Genomic DNA, 15896 nt, shown 5'->3' with positions numbered 1-15896 from the left:
CAACGCGCCATGCCGGCGCGTTTTTTTCATCCATTCACGAAGCCCATGACCATCACTTCCCCACTCGCCGTCGTCCAGGCGCAGCTCGATGCCTACAACGCCAAGGACCTCGATGCGCTGATGAGCACCTATGCCCCGGACGCGCAGCAGTTCACGCTGCACGGCGCCCTGCTGGCGCAGGGGCACGACCAGATTCGCCCGCGCTACCAGGAACGCTTCGCCGAACCCGACCTGCAGGCGCGCCTGCTTACGCGCTCGGTACTCGGCAACTTCGTCACCGATCTCGAGATCGTCACCCGCAACTTCCCGGAAGGCCTGGGCACGGTGGAGATGCTGTGCGTGTATGAAGTGATCGACGGGCGCATCGTGCGCGCCTCGTTCGCCACCGGCGAAAAGCGGCTTTACCCCAATTCCGCTGCCTGAGACGCCAGGCCGGCGGCCGGATCCATCACGCCGGCCGGCGCCGGCGTCTTGTCCTTGAATTCGCACAGGTCGTTGATCAGGCAGTTCCAGCACTTGGGCTTGCGCGCGACGCAGGTGTAGCGGCCGTGCAGGATCAGCCAATGGTGGGCATCAATCAGGAAATCCTTCGGCACGAATTTCAGGAGCTTCTGTTCGACGATGTCGACGTTCTTGCCCGGCGCGATCTTCGTGCGGTTCGAGACGCGGAAGATGTGCGTGTCCACCGCCATGGTCGGCTCGCCGAAGGCCGTGTTGAGCACCACGTTGGCGGTCTTGCGGCCCACGCCCGGCAGGCCTTCCAGCGCCTCGCGCGAGCGCGGCACCTCGCCGCCGTACTGCTCCACCAGGATCCGGCAGGTCGCCATGACATTGGCGGCCTTGGTGTTGTACAGGCCGATGGTCGAGATATAGGTCTTGAGCTCGTCCAGCCCCAGGTCGAGGATGGCCTGCGGCGTGTTGGCCACCGGGTAGAGCCGGCGCGTGGCCTTGTTGACGCCGACGTCGGTCGATTGCGCCGACAGCAGCACCGCGATCAGCAGTTCGAAGGGCGTCGTGAATTCAAGTTCGGTGGTCGGTTTCGGGTTGGCCGCGCGAAAGCGCGTGAAGATTTCTAGGCGTTTGGCTGGGTTCATCGCGTCGTCAAGCTCGCTGTCGCTGTTTTTACTCTTTGCTCAGTCTTTGCCCGGCGGGTTGCCTGCCGCCTTCTGGCGGGCGCGTTCCATCGCTGCGGCGATGATGGCGCGCTTGCGCTCCTTTTCGGCCAGCTCTTCCGGCGTGTTGGCGCTTTCCGCCGTCACCGCGCGCATCTTCTCCAGCGCCTTGGCCGCCAGGCGCGCATCGTTCTCTTCGCGTTCGCGGCGCAGCCGTTCGGTACGGAAGTCGTGGCGGGCGCGGGCCGCGTCGGCGGCTTCCTGCGACCACGCCGACCAGCCGGTCAGCTCGCCCGTCACCGGCACCATCGAGATGCAGTCGACCGGGCAGGGCGCCACGCACAGGTCGCAGCCGGTGCACAGGCTCGGCAGGATGGTGTGCATCTGCTTGGCCGCGCCCATGATGGCATCCACCGGGCAGGCCTGGATGCACAGCGTGCAACCGATGCACAGCGACTCGTCGATGAAGGCAACCGGGCGCGGGCGCTCGATGCCGTTGGCCGGGTTGATCGGGATGACCGGACGGCCGGTCACGGAGGACAGGCGGCGCACGCCTTCCATCCCGCCAGGCGGACACTGGTTGATCTCGGCTTCGCCGCGCGCGATCGCCTCCGCATACGGCCGGCATGCGGGATAGCCGCACTTCGTGCATTGCGTTTGCGGCAGCTGGTCTTCGATCAGGTCGGCGAGGGTCTTGGTCACGGCGTGGACGAACAGGCAAAGCGCACATTATCCGCCAAAAACGCAGGCCATGCGCAGCCGGCGCGGGAGACGGCATTGCGGCGCAACCAGCGTGCCCGAGCGAACAGACTGTGCCGCCCGTGCGTGATGTACTGGGACTTCGACGCTGACTCAGGAGGTCATATGAACAAATTGATCGTTCCGGCCTTGCTTGCTGCGGTCCTGGCCGGCGGCGCCGCTGCCCAGGTCAGCCAGCGCAGTGCACATAGTGAGCAGGAAGCGCGGCTGCAACAGGCCAGGCAGGCCGCCAAGGCCGGACACTACCGCAGCGTGGAAGCCAGCGGGCAGCTCAAGCGCGGCGAGCAGCTGCCGCCACGCTACCGCACGCATCATTACGTGGTGGAGAACTGGAAGGCGCACCGCCTGCCGGAGCCGCCACGCGGACACCAATGGGTGCAGGCGGGGAGCGACTATGCGCTGGTGGCGATCGCGACGGGAGTGGTGACGGAGGTGCTGGTGGGGCGGTAAACGCTTGCGTTATTGGTGCGCATGCCGAATTGGGTTCCCGCCTGCGCGGGAACGACGGTCTTTAAGCGAGCGGGACTGACCGCGCTCGGTATTGCCCACGTTCCTTGGCACGTCATTCCCGCGAAGGCGGGAATCCACGTATCGTTGAACAGTCGGTAGCCAGGAACAAAAATGCCGGAGGGAGCTCCGGCATTTTCACGTCATTCACGCATGCTTGCGAATGAACTCGCCAATCTTCGGGCAGATGATCTCGCGCCAGCGGCGGCCCGAGAAGATGCCGTAGTGGCCGCATTTCGGTGCCACGAATTCCTGGTGCATCTCCGGCGGAATGCCGGTGCACAGGTCGTGCGCGGCGCGGGTCTGGCCCAGGCCCGAGATGTCGTCCAGCTCGCCCTCGACGGTGAACAGCGCCACCGTCTTGATGTCCTGCGGACGTACCAGCTGGCCGCCGACCTCCCAGGTGCCTTTCGGCAGGCGGTGTTCCTGGAACACGGTCTTGATCGTCTCGAGGTAGTACTCGGCCGGCATGTCCAGCACGGCGTTGTACTCGTCGTAGAACTGGCGGTGCGCCTCGGCCGAGTCGTCGTCGCCGCGCACCAGGTGCTGGTAGAACTCGCGATGGCTCTGGGCGTGGCGGCCCGGGTTCATCGCAATGAAGCCGGCGTGCTGCAGGAAGCCCGGATAGACCTTGCGGCCGAAGCCCGGATAGTTTCCCGGCACCGAGTAGATCACGGTGTTCTCGAACCACGAGAAGGGCTTCTCGACCGCCAGGTCGTTGACCGCGGTCGGCGACTTGCGCGGGTCGATCGGGCCGCCCATCATCGTCATCGTCTTCGGCAGCTTCGGGTCGTTATTGGTCGCCATCAGCGAGATCGCGGCCAGCACCGGCACGGTCGGCTGGCACACCGAGATCACGTGTACCTCGGGGCCAAGGTGGCGGATGAAGTCCTGGACGTAGTAGACGTAGTCGTCGAGGTGGAACGGACCCTTGGAGAGCGGCACCATGCGGGCGTCGATCCAGTCGGTGATGTAGACGTCATGCTCGACCAGCAGGGCGCGCACGGTGTCGCGCAGCAGGGTGGCGTGGTGGCCCGAGAGCGGCGCCACGACCAGCACGCTCGGCTGCTCCAGCGCGGCGAAGTCCTTGTCGCTCAGGTCTTTTTTGAAATGAATGAGTTTGCAAAACGGCTTCTCGACGACGGTGCGTTCCATGATGCCGACGTCGGCATCCTTGATACGCACGGTCTTGATGCCGAACGCAGGCTTTTCGTAATCCTTGCCGAGGCGGTACATCAGCTCGTATCCGGCAGCGATACGTTGCGAGAACGGCGTGTGCGCGAATGGCGAAACAGGATTGGAGAAGAGTTTCGAGGACGCATCGGCCCACTGCATCAGCGGGGTCAGGAAGGAGCGTTGCATCTCGTGCAGTTGGTAAAGCATAAATAATTCCTTCGGGTGGACTAGGCGTCGCAATCGTTTGCGCATGCTCTCAGTCAATTATAGGGGATAGTGATTTACTTGTGGAAACAGTCGTTTTCACATCCCGTTTGCATAGAACAGTTGTAGCATATTTGCGCAACACCATTCGGTGAGGCGGCCCACATAAGCAGGTAGGCCATGTCCGACATGGTTTTTTCGTCGTACGGGACTAACTGAACACAGGCTGAAGGGCGAATAAAAAGCGGGCAATAAAAAATGCCGCCGGGCTTGCGCCGGGCGGCATTTTTACCAAAAGGTAACTCAGTCGAAGACCGGGGTCTCGACGCCGAGAATCTTGTGCAGTTTCGGCGACGTGGTCGTGTACTGCATGTGGATCTTCTTGTCCGGGAAGATGTACGGGGCGGCGCCGAAGGCAGCCAGGGCCGCTTCGTGGAAGCCCGACAGGATCAGCTTCTTCTTGCCCGGGTAGGTGTTGATGTCGCCCACGGCGAAGATGCCCGGCACGTTGGTCTCGAACTTCTCGGTGTCCATCACCTTGAGCTGCTTGCGCTCGATGTCCAGGCCCCACTCGGCGATCGGGCCCAGCTTCGGCGACAGGCCGAAGAAGACCATCAGCATGTCCAGCGGCACGCGGCGGGTGACGCCGTCGGCGCCGGTAACCTTCACTTCGCTCAGCTTGCCGTCCTTCTCGTCGAAGCCGGTGACCTGGCCGGTGATCAGCTGCATTTCGTAGTCTTCGCACAGCTGCTTCATCTTGGCAACCGAGGCCGGCGCGGCGCGGAAGTCTTCACGGCGGTGCACCAGCACGACCGATTCGGCCTTGCCGACGAAGTTCAGGGCCCAGTCCAGCGCGGAGTCGCCGCCGCCGCAGATGACCAGGTTCTTGCCTTCGAACAGCGCCGGATCCTTGACGCGGTAGAACAGCTGGCTGTTCTCGAACTTCTCGATGCCCTCGACCTTGATCGTGCGCGCCTGGAACGAGCCGACGCCGGCAGCGATGAAGATGGTCTTGGTGATGAAGCGGGTCCCGGTCGAGGTCTCGACGTTGAAGCGGCTGTCTTCGCGGCGCTGCACGGTCGTGACTTCCTGGCCGAGGTGGAAGGTCGGCTCGAACGGCTCGATCTGCTTGAGCAGGTTGTCGGTCAGCTCCTGGCCGGTGCAGACCGGCACGGCCGGGATGTCGTAGATCGGCTTGTCCGGATACAGTTCGACGCACTGGCCGCCGACGGCCGGCAGCGAGTCGATGACGTGGGCCTTGATCTCGAGGAGGCCGAGTTCGAAGACCTGGAACAGGCCGACCGGACCGGCGCCGATGATCACGGCATCGGCTTCGATCGCGCCGGCGAACGAGCTGTTGGGAGCGATGCTGCCCGCTTCGTGGGAGGCACTGATAGTCATGCTTAACTTTCTGTGGATATGGGAATGAGTGGGACGATGGCCGCTAGTGTGCCATGGTTGACGAACGTGCGCAGGCGATGGGCCCGGATGGGCCCGGCCGCGCATGCGCGGCGCCCGCGTGGATCAGCGGGCCAGCTGGTCCAGCTTGTCCTTGACGTCTTTCCACTCTTCGGCGTCTGGCAATGCCGGCTTGGTCTTGGTGATCGACGGCCAGAAGCGCGCGAGTTCCGCGTTCAGCTTGATGAATTGCTGCTGGTCCGACGGCACGTCTTCTTCCGCGTAGATCGCATTCACCGGGCACTCGGCCACGCAGACGGCGCAGTCGATGCACTCGTCGGGATCGATGGCGAGGAAATTCGGGCCTTCCCGGAAACAATCTACCGGGCATACATCGACGCAGTCGGTGTAGCGACAACGGATGCACGATTCGGTGACAACGTGGGTCATAACAGTCCTATTAGTTGGTGGAGTGTCGCGTCGCCGGGGCACCGTGCACCTTTCGAGGTGCCCGACGAGTGGGCCGGCCGGACATGGCAAAGCACTGTATTTTAGGGCAATTCGGGTTTTCCTTCAAATTGGGCTTATACACAATATATATAAGCAAATGTGGAGTGCACTTGCCGATGCAACAATCCCGGGGCGCCGCCGACGCACCGGGATTGCCCTTCAGGCACTGCTGCGCAGCCGGTCCAGCAGGGCCTGCCAGTCGCCCCCGCTGCCGTCCTCGCGCACGAACACGGTGTGGCAGCGCCGGCCGTCCTCCACCGTGATTTCCCAGCGCGGCATGTCGGCGCCGACCGCGCAGGCGGGAGCGCTCGAAAAGAAATCGAGCCGGCCCAGCAGGTCTTCGATCTCGCCGCCGTCGGCACGGGCGGCGGTATCGAGGTCGTAGGCTTCGGCCAGGCCGGCGAAACCGCCACAGGCGCGGGCGCTGATCTTCATGACTCTTCCGCAAAGCCGCCCACCGCGGCCACCGGGACAGCCGCCACCGGCACCACCGCCACCGCCGGCATCACGCATTCGCCGAGGCGGCCGTTGGCGGCGCACCAGCGCGCCAGCGCCTGCGCTTCCAGGTCGAGCACCCGGTCGGCCTTGTAGTACTCGGGCAGGTTCATGGTGCCGCAGCAGGTGCGCCGGTCCTGGCGCGCGCCCGGCGCGTCGCATACCTTGGCCGCGAGCGGGGTGCAGGCCAGGCCGGCCAGCGACGCGGTAGTCGCGTCCGGCAGCTCGACCACGTCGCGGCGCGCGAACTGGTTGCGCACGAAGGCCGCGTAGATGTCCGGCTTGCCGTCCTCGCCCAGGATGCGCAACATCTGGTTGACCACGTCCACGTAGGTCGCGGCCCTGTCGGGCGCGGCGATGAGGGCGCGCAGCAGCAGGCCGCGCAGGTAGGCGGCCACTCGATGCAGGACCGCGGCGTCGTCGTCGAGGGCCGGGTTGCGCTCGTGGGCGAACATGTCCGCCAGGATGTCGTACACGGCGCCGGTGAACACCTGCGAGATCGCGTGCACCTGGGTGCCGGCCTGGCCGAGCGTGAGGTCGTTGTCGGCGTTGCGCAGGCCGGTAGGATTGCCCAGGGCCAGCCCGAACTGCTCGGCGACGTCGACCAGGAAGTTCTTGTCGTGCAGCTGCGCCTTGGTCTGGGCGACCACGGCCTCGCACTGGTCGAGCTGCGACAGCGCCAGGAAGATCGCGGTCAGGTCGCCGAAGGCTTCGTGCAGGCCGCCGGTCTGGGGCGGGGCGTCGGCCAGCAGCCACTGCGGCTTGAGCCCGTCGAGCACCGCATGCGCGGTCTCGTGGGCCACGATGTCGAAGGAACGGCAGGTGTACACGCGCGCTGCTTCATCCGTCTTCGTATCCGCCATCGCACCTGTCTTTTCGTTCATCTTTTGTCCGATGGGGATGAAATCGCCGAACTTCAGGCAGGCCTGGTTGCGGCTGTAGAACGCGTTCATCACGTTCGGCAGGCCGTGGGGAAAGATGCTCAGCGGGCGCGTATCCATGCTGGTGTTCCACTGCCAGGGCAGCGGCATGTCGATGCCGGCCGCGCCCAGCGAACGCTGGTACATCGTCAGGGTCTGGCGCACCACGGTGAAGGTGTGCACCGCATCGAACTGCGGGGTGTCGGGCTGGGTGACGAAGTCGCCGAAGGCGTTCGGCTCCACCGGGTCGATGCCCGGCACGCCCGCCGCGATGCGGGCGTCGCGCGGCCCGGCCAGCACCGCGCCCGGCAGGTAGGCGCGGCGGGTGCCGATCTCGCCGACCGACGGGTCCTGCTTCCACATCAGCACGCGTGCTCCCATGGCGTGCGGCAGCGCAGGGGGCTCGACGTGGGCCTCGTCGTCGACTCCTGCGCCGGACGGTTCCGGCTTTCCATCCGGGCCGGCCGGCTGCTCGAGAAGCCGGGCGGTACGGTGCTGCTGAAGATAGGGGGCGCTGGGCGTGGGGATGAAGCGGACCGGCGGCTGGCCATGCTCGGGTGTGGCCAGTTCGTCCGGCAAGAGGGCACCTGGTTCCATGACGGCTCCTTGCGAAATGTCGGGCGGCGCTCTCATGTTGGCGCGCCCTGCGGCGCGAGCATTGACTATAGTCAATTGATTTGGATCGGAGCCGAAGGCATCGCTGGACTGGCCTAGTCTGCTTCCAACTGGCATCATGGCGGATTGTCTCGCAACGATTTAAGGAAGGATCAGCCGGAATGTCGGAAATTAGCATCATCCAGGAACACAACCTGAGCCCCGAACAGGCGCGCACGGCGGCCCAGCAGGTGGCGCAGCGGATTGCCAGCGAATATGGCCTGGAATGCAAGTGGGATGGCGACGTGTTGCGCTTCGGACGCAGCGGCGTGGAGGGGGCCCTGACCCTGGAGGACCAGCGTGCCGCGATGCGGATTCGCCTGGGATTCTTCATGGGCGCATTCGCCTCGGCCATCGAAGCCAAGGTGGCGGAAAAGATGCGCAAGGTGTTCGTGCCGGCCTGAACCGGCACCGGCCGCCGCAGGGCGGCGGCCAGGAGGGTATCAGCCCTTCAGTTCCTCGATCAGGTCGATGTACTGCTGCATGGCGTCTTCCTGCGAGGTGCCCTTCAGGTTGGCCCAGGCATCGTACTTGGCGCGGTTGACGAAGTCGGTCATGCCCGGGCGCTCGCCGGTGACGTCGCCGCTCGAGCCCTGCTTGTACAGCGCGTAGATCTTCAGCAAGGTCATGTTGTCCGGGCGTTCCGGCAGATTCTTGGATTCGGCCTGGGCCTGGGCGAACTGTTCCTGCAAGCTCATGAATACTCCTGTGTTGGTTGCGTTGGCAATGTGGTAAGACAGGAGAAGATCTTAGCGCAGGAGGGGCGCGTCCACCGCCAAACGGGGCGAACTTTAGAGGAAATGCTCGGCTGTAGGCGTGATCTGGTCCAGTGGGCCAGATCACGCTTCGCCGATCGCGCGTCCAACGTATTCGAGCAGATGCGGCGCGTCTGATCACACGCTGGTTGAACGCGCGCACGGCAAAGCCGTGCACCCTACGCGTTGCTTAAACGGCCAGCAGTTCCACGTCGAAGATCAGGGTGGCGTTCGGCGGGATCACGCCGCCGGCGCCGCGCGCGCCGTAGCCGAGGCTGGCCGGGATGGTCAGGCGGCGCTGGCCGCCGACCTTCATGCCCTGCACGCCTTCGTCCCAGCCGCGGATCACGTGGCCGGCGCCCAGTGCGAACTGGAACGGGTCGTTGCGGTCCTTGCTCGAATCGAACTTGGCGCCCTGGCTGCCGTCGTCGTTGCGCAGCCAGCCGGTGTAGTGGACGGTGACGTGCTGGCCGGCTTTCGCCTCGGCGCCGGTGCCCGGGACGGTGTCTTCGTACTGCAGGCCGGAATCGGTGGTAATGGTGGACATGGTCTTCCTTGTTGTTCGGGGTTGAGCGGCGATTGTAGTGCAAGGTTTGTCAAAGCGCCATCGAGGGGCGTGTCGCGCGTCCCTGCGGCGCTGCCTGCGATGTGGGTAGAATGGCAAACCAGGATTCCCGACAAGGAGCATGGATGCCACGTGTTTTTGACCCGACCCGCCCGGTGCCGCCATGAAGGGCGTCGGCACCGCCTACCGGCGCGCCCTGCGCGCCCAGTTCTCGCGCCGCATGCTGCTGCTGTCCGGCGCGCCGCTGGCGCTGTCGCTGCTGCTGTGGGGCGCGCTGCTGTGGACCGGCCTGCAGCCGCTGCTCGACTGGCTGCACGGCGCCTTCGCGCAGTACGAGATCTTCCAGTCGAGCAGCAATGTGCTGTCCATGCTCGGCCTGGGCGTGCTGAAGGTGATGGTGGTGCCGCTGGTGGCCATCGCGCTGCTGCTGCCGCTGATGATCGGCTCGGCGCTGCTGTTCATGGGCGTGATCGCCATGCCCGTGATCGAAGGCCACGTCGGCAGGACACAGTACCCGAAGCTGGAGAAGAAGCAGGGCGGCTCCTTCCTCGGCAGCGTCGCCATCAACGTCGGCAGCACGACGGTGTTCGCGGTGCTGTGGCTGCTGACGCTGCCGCTGTATGCGGTGCCGCCGGTGGCCTGGCTGGTGCAGGCCTGCCTGTGGGCCTGGGTCACCTCGCGCGTGATGAGCTACGACGCGCTGGCGGCGCATGCCAGCCCGGACGAGCGGCGCGCATTGATGCGCCACCACCGTGGCGCGCTGCTGGCGATCGGTTTCGCGTCCGGCCTGGCCGGCGCGCTGCCCGGCATCGCGTGGATGGGAGGCGCGGTGCTGTCGATCGTGCTGTTCCCGTTCCTGGCGATGCTCTCGCTGTGGTTGTACGTCATGATCTTCCTGTTCGCCGGGCTCTGGTTCCAGTATTACTGCCTGGGTGCGCTGGAAGAGCTGCGCGAGACCGGATTGGCGCCGGCGGGGCAGGCATGAACCGCGGCCTGAAGCGCGGGCCGCAAGCGCAGGCTGTGGCACACTGGCCCGGCATGCACGAGGAGGAGACATGGAATTCGGCCTGATCGTCGTCGGCGACGAGATCCTGTCCGGCAGGCGCCAGGACAAGCATTTTGCAAAAGTGGTCGAGCTGCTCGGCGCACGCGGCCTGCAGTTGGCCTGGGCCGAGTTCGTCGGCGACGACCCGGGGCGCCTGACCGCGCTGCTGCGGCGCAGCTTCGCAGGCGGAGACATCGTGTTCTCCTGCGGCGGAATCGGCGCCACGCCGGACGACCACACGCGCCAGTGCGCGGCCGCGGCGCTCGGGCTGCCGCTCGTGCTGCACCCGGAAGGGCGCGTCAATATCGAAGAGCGCATCAGGGAAACGGCGAGGGAAGCCGGCCACGAGCCGGATTTCGGTGCGCCCGACAACCTGCAGCGCCTCAAGATGGCCGAGTTCCCCGAAGGCGCCGGCCTGATCCCCAATCCCTACAACCGCATCGCCGGCTTCACCGTCGCCCATCATCACTTCGTGCCGGGCTTTCCCGTGATGGCCTGGCCGATGATCGAATGGGTGCTCGACGCCCATTATCCCCATTTGTTCCACGCCGCTGTCCACCTGGAGCGTTCGCTGCTCGTTTACGAGCAGGCGGAGGCCGCACTCACTCCGCTCATGGAAGCGCTGCAACGCGACTACCCCGGCGTGCGCGTGTTCAGCCTGCCCAGCGTCGGCGATGCGCAGACCCGCCGTCATATCGAACTGGGGGTGAAGGGCGAGCCCTCCAAAGTCGAGCTTGCTTTCGATGCAATGCAGGCCGAACTGCAGAGTCGCGGCGCCGAATTCCGGCTGTTGTAGGACTGCATGCCGTTCAGCTAACTCTGCCGTTGTTTTTTTGCGAAAATACTTCGCGCGCATCAAAATTGTTAAACCGTGTCTCGCGCCGGTCGTATTGATGTGGTGGAATGATACCTATGGAGGTGCAATCCTGAGTGAGTTTGCGCCGTACATTTTTGCAAACTGACGAGGACCCAATCACTCGAACGGACCAGCAGCAAGGATGGCGGGGCAGGTTGGCGGGGATTGAGCGCGTAATGATTCAAACCGGTTGAGCCATCATGGAAAGTATTCGCCGTTTAGGACGGCCCAGTAATGTATTCCGCGCGGTCGGCAAGTGGCGCGGACGTCCCGCCCAGGCCATGGCCGGCGGCACCCCTGCGCTCGCATCCGCGGGCGGCAACGACGTTCCCCTGTATGAAGCCTATCCCCACCTGGCGTCGGTCGGTGGCGGCGCGCCCGGCAGGGCGCCCGGCGGTTCCCCCGTGCCTCCGTCGGAGGGACCCGAAGACCACGGCACACCCGAACCGGCGCCGCGCAAGCGCCGCTTCAGGACCTGGTTCTACGTCACGCTCCTGATCCTGCTGGTGCTGCTGGGAGGCTGGGGCGCGTTCGAGATCCGCACTTCGCGCCTGCAGGCCCGGATCTTCGCCGAGATGGCCGGCGACCTGAGCTTCCGGATGGAGAAGGGACCGAGCCCGGCCATCCGCTTCCCGGCCGCCAGCCCGTTCGACACGCGCCTGGGCTACGCCGGCCTGCCGGCCTACCTGGAGCGGCTGCAGGCACGCGGCTACCATATCGACGCGCAGGCGCGCATCTCGCCCAAGATGGTCGAGATGGCCGACCTCGGCCTGTACGCGACCTACCACGAGAAAACCAAGGTCGGCCTCGAGATCCTCGACTGCCGCGCCCAGCCGATGTTCACCTCGCGCTTCCCCGAGCGCTTCTACCATACCTTCGACGACGCGCCGCAGCTGTTGGTGCAAAGCCTGCTCTTCATCGAGAACCGCGAGCTGCTCGACCCGGCCTACCCGCACCGCAACCCGGCGGTGGAGTGGGACCGCTTTTCGAAAGCGGTATTCGACAAGACCCTGAGCAGCGTCGGCCTGGGCGGCGGCGGCCGCGTTGCCGGCGGCAGCACGCTGGCGACCCAGATCGAGAAATACCGCCACTCGCCGGAAGGCCGTACCGGTTCGCTGCACGACAAGCTGATCCAGATGGCATCGGCCACGCTGCGTGCCTACCAGGACGGCGAGGACACCAGCCGCGCGCGGCGCCAGATCGTGCTCGACTACCTGAATACGGTGCCGCTGTCGGCCAAGCCGGGTTACGGCGAAGTCAACGGCATCGGCGACGGCATGTGGGTCTGGTACGGGCGCGACTTCGACAAGGTCAGCAAGATGCTCAAGGGCCCGATGGACACCCCGGAAGCCGTCACCGCCTACAAGGAAGCGCTGTCGCTGATGATCGCGCAGCGCCGCCCGGCCTATTACCTGGGCGCCGGCGAGCAGGACCTCGAAAGGCTCACCGACAGCCACCTGCGCGTGCTGGCGCAGTCCGGCGTGATCTCGCCGCAGCTGCGCGACGCCGCCCTGCAGGTGCGGCTCAATCCGGCCCAGGGTTCAGGCGTGGCCCCGCCGGGCGCCGACGCCTTCGTCTCGCGCAAGGCCGCCAACGCGGTGCGCAACCACCTCGGCTACCTGGTGGGCGACTCGCGCCTGTACAACCTCGACCGCCTCGACCTGTCGGTGGTCTCGACCCTCGACTCCCAGGTGCAGCAGGCCGTCACCGATGCGCTGCGCAAGATGTCCGATGCCGAACACGCGAAGACCGCCGGCCTCACCGGCAAGGGCCTGCTCGGCAACGGCGACCCGGCCCAGGTGGTCTACAGCTTCACGCTGATGGAGCGCGGCGAGCACGTGAACTACCTGCGCGTCCAGACCGACAACTACGACCAGCCGCTCGACATCAACGAGGGCGCGAAGCTCGACCTGGGTTCGACCGCCAAGCTGCGCACCCTGGTAACCTACCTCGACATCGTCGACCAGCTGCACAAGCGCTACGAACCGATGGATAGAATCGGCCTGATGGGCGTGAATGCCGACCCGAAGGACCGCATGACCCAGTGGGCGGTCGAATACTTCCAGGCGCTGCCGGACGGCGCCGACCGCGGCCTGGCGCCGATGCTGGCCGCGGCGATGGAGCGCAGGTATTCCGCCAACCCGGGCGAAGCCTTCTTCACCGGCGGCGGCCTGCACACCTTCGGCAACTTCAGCAGGCTCGACAACAGCAAGATCATGACGGTCACCGAGGCGCTGCGCAATTCGACCAACCTCGTGTTCGTGCGCATGATGCGCGACGTGGTGCGCTACTACATGTTCCAGCTGCCGGGCTCCTCGGCCCAGCTGCTGGCCGACGCCGACGACCCGCGCCGCGCCATGTACCTGTCGCGCTTTGCCGACCGCGAAGGCAAGGACTTCCTGGCCAAGTTCTGGAACAAGTACAAGGGCAAGTCGCCGGCCGAGATCGAGGCGCTGCTGTTCTCCGGCGTGCGTCCGTTCGCCTCCAAGCTGGCCGCCGCGCACCGGACGGTCGCCCCGGAGGCCACGCTGGCGCAGTTCGGCGAGTTCATCCACAAGTCGCTGCCGCCGTCGAACGACATGGAGCCGGACCGCATCCCCAAGATGTACGAGATGTACGATCCACGCAACATGTCGCTGGCCGACCGCGGCTACGTGGCCTCGGTGCACCCGCTCGAACTGTGGCTGGTGGGCTACCTGCGCACGCACCCGAAGGCCGGCTGGACCGAGATCACCAACGCCAGCGTCAAGGAACGCCAGGAGGTGTACTCGTGGCTGTTCAAGACCCACCGCAAGCACGCGCAGGACAAGCGCATCGCCGGCCTGCTCGAAGTCGAGGCCTTCCTGAAGATCCACGCGCAGTGGAAGAAGATGGGCTACCCGTTCGAGTCGCTGGTGCCGTCGTATGCGACGACGCTGGGCGCCTCGGCCGACCGTCCGGCCTCGCTGGCCGAACTCATGGGCATCATCGTCAACGGCGGCGTGCGCAAGCCCGTCGAGCGCATCGACTCGCTGCACTTCGCAAAGGACACGCCCTATGAAACCCTGGTCAAGCGCACCAAGGGCGGCGGCAAGGAGCAGGTGCTGGCGCCCGAGGTGGCGCGCGTGGTCGCCGATGCGATCCAGGGGGTCGTCACCGACGGCACCGCCAAGCGCGTGAAGACCGCCTTCGTGCAGTCCGACGGCAGCGTCATCGCCGTGGGCGGCAAGACCGGCACCGGCGACCAGCGCTTCGAGGTGTACGCACGCGGCGGGCGCGTGATCGAGTCGCGCTACGTGAACCGTTCGGCGACGTTCGTGTTCAACATCGGCGAGCGCTTCTTCGGCAGCATGACCGCCTACGTGGCAGGCCCGCAGTCCGGGAACTACGACTTCACCAGCGCATTGCCGGTGCAGCTGCTCGCCAACCTGTCGCCAAGCATCATGCCGATGATCGAGCCGCCGGCCGGCAGCATCGCCGCCCAGCGCCAGTGCGTCCGCTGAAGGGACGCACTGGCGATCCGGGCGGCGCGGTCCAGCGCGCGGTGACCCGCATGCGCCAGTTCAGCATGGTGTCGCTGCGCGACCTGCTGGTGGCGTCCGGGCCGACGCTGCTGGCGGTCGTTGCGGTGGCGGTACTGGCCTACCTGTGGGTCGATCCGGCGCCGCCGCGCCGGCTTACCATGGCCACCGGCCAGTTCAACAGCGCCTACGAGGAATTCGGCCGCCAGTACGGCCGGCTGCTTGCGCGCGACGAGATCACGCTCACCCTCCAGCCGTCGCTCGGCTCGCACGACAACCTGCAGCGCCTGGTCGAGGGCAAGGCCGACATTGCCTTCGTGCAGAGCGGCTCGACGGCCGAAGGGCAGGCGGAACAGGCCGGGCTGGTGTCCCTGGGCAGCCTGTTCACCGAACCGGTCTGGCTGTTCCTGCGCGAAGGTGCGAAGGTGGCGCACCTGACCGACCTGAAGGGCAAGCGGATCAACCTAGGGCCCGAAGGCACCGGCGTGCCGCGCCTGTTCCGCCAGGTGCTGGACGCCAACGGCATCGAACCGGGCGAGCTGCGCATCGGGTCGCTGGAAAACACCCCGGCCACGGTGGAGCTGCTGGAAGGGCGCATCGACGGGCTGGTGTTCAGCTCGGCCCCGGAAGCGCCCCTGATCCAGATGCTGCTGCAGACGCCCGGCATCAGGCTCTTCAACTTCGCCCAGGCCGACGCCTACACGCGGCGCCTGCCGTTCCTGACGCACGTGGTGCTGCCGCGCGGGATCGTCGACCTCGGGCGCGACATCCCGGCCCAGGACTACCACCTGATCGCCCCCACCGCCACCCTGGTGGCGCGGGAAGACCTGCATCCGGCGCTCATCGGCCTGCTGGTGAAGTCGGCGGGAGAGATCCACGGCAAGGCAGGGTGGTTCCAGCAACAGGGGCAGTTCCCGTCGCCGAAGTACAGCGAAATCCCGGTGGCGCAGGAAGCGGCGCGCTACTACCGCGACGGCCCGCCCTTTATGCAGCGCTACCTGCGCTTCTGGCTGGCCAACCTGTTCGAGCGGCTGTGGGTGGTGGCGGTGGCGCTGGCGGCGCTGCTGATCCCTTTGTCGAAGATCGTTCCGCCGATCTACGTGTGGCGCGTGCGTTCGCGCGTGTACCGCTGGTATGGCGAACTGCGCAAGGTGGAGCAGGCGCTCGAAGGCAGCGGGCCGCAGGCGCGCGACAGCCTGCGCGCCGGGCTGTTGCAGCGCCTCGACGAGATCGAAGAGCACGTCAACCACATCTCGATCCCGCTGGCCTACGCGGAAGAGCTGTACCGCCTGCGCAGCCACATCAACTTCGTGCGCGAGCGGGTGCACGGCACGATCGACCGGCATGGCATGGCGACCATGTCCACGGCCAGCGCTTGACTGACTGGCAACTAGCCGGGGAAACCGATTACACTGGCGGTCTTTGTCCCTGCACTCCGAA

General features: G+C 65.9%; 16 protein-coding genes. 7 read left to right on the top strand and 9 right to left on the bottom strand.

From position 1 onward, the window contains the following. Window positions 1-45: 45 nt before the first annotated feature. Window positions 46-423: a nuclear transport factor 2 family protein gene (locus ACFFJK_RS04485; RefSeq protein WP_379677922.1), complete on the top strand. Its 378-nt coding sequence runs from the start codon at window positions 46-48 to the stop codon at window positions 421-423. Here the strand turns inward: ACFFJK_RS04485 and nth are convergent. Continuing rightward, window positions 402-1094 carry an endonuclease III gene (gene nth / locus ACFFJK_RS04480; RefSeq protein WP_379677921.1) on the bottom strand — a complete coding sequence of 231 codons (693 nt, stop codon included), beginning with the start codon at window positions 1092-1094 and terminating at the stop codon, window positions 402-404. The genes ACFFJK_RS04485 and nth overlap by 22 nt on opposite strands. Window positions 1095-1133: 39 nt before the next feature. Beyond that, window positions 1134-1814, bottom strand: a complete 681-nt coding sequence (gene rsxB, locus ACFFJK_RS04475) for an electron transport complex subunit RsxB (RefSeq protein WP_379677920.1) — start codon at window positions 1812-1814, stop codon at window positions 1134-1136. A gap of 162 nt (window positions 1815-1976) precedes the next feature. On the opposite strand from rsxB, the gene ACFFJK_RS04470 reads away from it, so the two are divergent. Further along, window positions 1977-2321 carry an RcnB family protein gene (locus ACFFJK_RS04470; RefSeq protein ID WP_379677919.1) on the top strand — a complete coding sequence of 115 codons (345 nt, stop codon included), beginning with the start codon at window positions 1977-1979 and terminating at the stop codon, window positions 2319-2321. A 204-nt stretch (window positions 2322-2525) separates the two neighbouring features. Here ACFFJK_RS04470 and ACFFJK_RS04465 read toward each other — a convergent pair whose 3' ends face one another. The 5 genes from ACFFJK_RS04465 to ACFFJK_RS04445 all read right to left on the bottom strand — a co-directional run bounded on the left by ACFFJK_RS04465 (window position 2526) and on the right by ACFFJK_RS04445 (window position 7678). Continuing rightward, window positions 2526-3761 (bottom strand): polyhydroxyalkanoate depolymerase, encoded by a 1236-nt coding sequence (locus ACFFJK_RS04465; RefSeq protein ID WP_379677918.1) that lies wholly within the window; start codon window positions 3759-3761, stop codon window positions 2526-2528. A gap of 300 nt (window positions 3762-4061) precedes the next feature. Further along, the gene (locus tag ACFFJK_RS04460; protein WP_379677917.1) at window positions 4062-5159 is read right to left on the bottom strand and encodes an NAD(P)/FAD-dependent oxidoreductase; all 1098 of its coding nucleotides are present in this window, start codon (window positions 5157-5159) and stop codon (window positions 4062-4064) included. A 123-nt stretch (window positions 5160-5282) separates the two neighbouring features. Then, entirely contained in the window at window positions 5283-5606 is a 324-nt protein-coding gene (gene fdxA, locus ACFFJK_RS04455; protein WP_379677916.1) for a ferredoxin FdxA, read from the bottom strand. A gap of 219 nt (window positions 5607-5825) precedes the next feature. After that, window positions 5826-6101: a protealysin inhibitor emfourin gene (locus tag ACFFJK_RS04450; protein ID WP_379677914.1), complete on the bottom strand. Its 276-nt coding sequence runs from the start codon at window positions 6099-6101 to the stop codon at window positions 5826-5828. Further along, window positions 6098-7678, bottom strand: a complete 1581-nt coding sequence (locus ACFFJK_RS04445) for a gluzincin family metallopeptidase (RefSeq protein ID WP_379677912.1) — start codon at window positions 7676-7678, stop codon at window positions 6098-6100. Before ACFFJK_RS04445 ends, ACFFJK_RS04450 begins: the two co-directional genes overlap by 4 nt. A gap of 179 nt (window positions 7679-7857) precedes the next feature. Here ACFFJK_RS04445 and ACFFJK_RS04440 point away from each other — a divergent pair, with 179 nt between their 5' ends. Then, a complete protein-coding gene (locus ACFFJK_RS04440; RefSeq protein WP_379677911.1) occupies window positions 7858-8139 on the top strand; it encodes a polyhydroxyalkanoic acid system family protein in 282 nt (93 codons plus the stop codon). Between the two features lie 39 nt (window positions 8140-8178). Here ACFFJK_RS04440 and ACFFJK_RS04435 read toward each other — a convergent pair whose 3' ends face one another. Both ACFFJK_RS04435 and ACFFJK_RS04430 read right to left on the bottom strand, forming a co-directional pair. Then, complete coding sequence (locus tag ACFFJK_RS04435; protein ID WP_379677910.1) at window positions 8179-8433, bottom strand: acyl-CoA-binding protein; 255 nt, start codon at window positions 8431-8433, stop codon at window positions 8179-8181. A 247-nt stretch (window positions 8434-8680) separates the two neighbouring features. Further along, on the bottom strand, window positions 8681-9037 hold the full coding sequence (locus ACFFJK_RS04430; RefSeq protein WP_379677909.1) for an FKBP-type peptidyl-prolyl cis-trans isomerase: 357 nt from the start codon (window positions 9035-9037) through the stop codon (window positions 8681-8683). A gap of 181 nt (window positions 9038-9218) precedes the next feature. On the opposite strand from ACFFJK_RS04430, the gene ACFFJK_RS04425 reads away from it, so the two are divergent. The 4 genes from ACFFJK_RS04425 to ACFFJK_RS04410 all read left to right on the top strand — a co-directional run bounded on the left by ACFFJK_RS04425 (window position 9219) and on the right by ACFFJK_RS04410 (window position 15835). Next, the gene (locus ACFFJK_RS04425) at window positions 9219-10040 is read left to right on the top strand and encodes an EI24 domain-containing protein (RefSeq protein ID WP_379677908.1); all 822 of its coding nucleotides are present in this window, start codon (window positions 9219-9221) and stop codon (window positions 10038-10040) included. 70 nt (window positions 10041-10110) lie between these two features. Then, on the top strand, window positions 10111-10896 hold the full coding sequence (locus tag ACFFJK_RS04420; protein ID WP_379677907.1) for a competence/damage-inducible protein A: 786 nt from the start codon (window positions 10111-10113) through the stop codon (window positions 10894-10896). 260 nt (window positions 10897-11156) lie between these two features. Then, window positions 11157-14438, top strand: a complete 3282-nt coding sequence (locus ACFFJK_RS04415; RefSeq protein ID WP_379677906.1) for a transglycosylase domain-containing protein — start codon at window positions 11157-11159, stop codon at window positions 14436-14438. A gap of 50 nt (window positions 14439-14488) precedes the next feature. Further along, on the top strand, window positions 14489-15835 hold the full coding sequence (locus ACFFJK_RS04410; RefSeq protein ID WP_379678266.1) for a TAXI family TRAP transporter solute-binding subunit: 1347 nt from the start codon (window positions 14489-14491) through the stop codon (window positions 15833-15835). The last annotated feature ends 61 nt before the right edge of the window (window positions 15836-15896 follow it).

This window comes from Massilia consociata (genome assembly GCF_042432755.1).
In the GTDB taxonomy this organism is placed as follows: domain Bacteria; phylum Pseudomonadota; class Gammaproteobacteria; order Burkholderiales; family Burkholderiaceae_D; genus Telluria; species Telluria consociata.
This window is presented reverse-complemented; position numbering and strand designations above follow the sequence as displayed.

Coding starts and splice junctions, on each gene's coding strand:
- ACFFJK_RS04485 (WP_379677922.1), top strand. CDS start 46: ATGACCATCACTTCCCCACTCGCCGTCGTCCAGGCGCAGCTCGATGCC.
- nth (WP_379677921.1), bottom strand. CDS start 1,094: ATGAACCCAGCCAAACGCCTAGAAATCTTCACGCGCTTTCGCGCGGCC.
- ACFFJK_RS04470 (WP_379677919.1), top strand. CDS start 1,977: ATGAACAAATTGATCGTTCCGGCCTTGCTTGCTGCGGTCCTGGCCGGC.
- ACFFJK_RS04465 (WP_379677918.1), bottom strand. CDS start 3,761: ATGCTTTACCAACTGCACGAGATGCAACGCTCCTTCCTGACCCCGCTG.
- ACFFJK_RS04460 (WP_379677917.1), bottom strand. CDS start 5,159: ATGACTATCAGTGCCTCCCACGAAGCGGGCAGCATCGCTCCCAACAGC.
- fdxA (WP_379677916.1), bottom strand. CDS start 5,606: ATGACCCACGTTGTCACCGAATCGTGCATCCGTTGTCGCTACACCGAC.
- ACFFJK_RS04450 (WP_379677914.1), bottom strand. CDS start 6,101: ATGAAGATCAGCGCCCGCGCCTGTGGCGGTTTCGCCGGCCTGGCCGAA.
- ACFFJK_RS04445 (WP_379677912.1), bottom strand. CDS start 7,678: ATGGAACCAGGTGCCCTCTTGCCGGACGAACTGGCCACACCCGAGCAT.
- ACFFJK_RS04440 (WP_379677911.1), top strand. CDS start 7,858: ATGTCGGAAATTAGCATCATCCAGGAACACAACCTGAGCCCCGAACAG.
- ACFFJK_RS04435 (WP_379677910.1), bottom strand. CDS start 8,433: ATGAGCTTGCAGGAACAGTTCGCCCAGGCCCAGGCCGAATCCAAGAAT.
- ACFFJK_RS04430 (WP_379677909.1), bottom strand. CDS start 9,037: ATGTCCACCATTACCACCGATTCCGGCCTGCAGTACGAAGACACCGTC.
- ACFFJK_RS04425 (WP_379677908.1), top strand. CDS start 9,219: ATGAAGGGCGTCGGCACCGCCTACCGGCGCGCCCTGCGCGCCCAGTTC.
- ACFFJK_RS04420 (WP_379677907.1), top strand. CDS start 10,111: ATGGAATTCGGCCTGATCGTCGTCGGCGACGAGATCCTGTCCGGCAGG.
- ACFFJK_RS04415 (WP_379677906.1), top strand. CDS start 11,157: ATGGAAAGTATTCGCCGTTTAGGACGGCCCAGTAATGTATTCCGCGCG.
- ACFFJK_RS04410 (WP_379678266.1), top strand. CDS start 14,489: ATGCGCCAGTTCAGCATGGTGTCGCTGCGCGACCTGCTGGTGGCGTCC.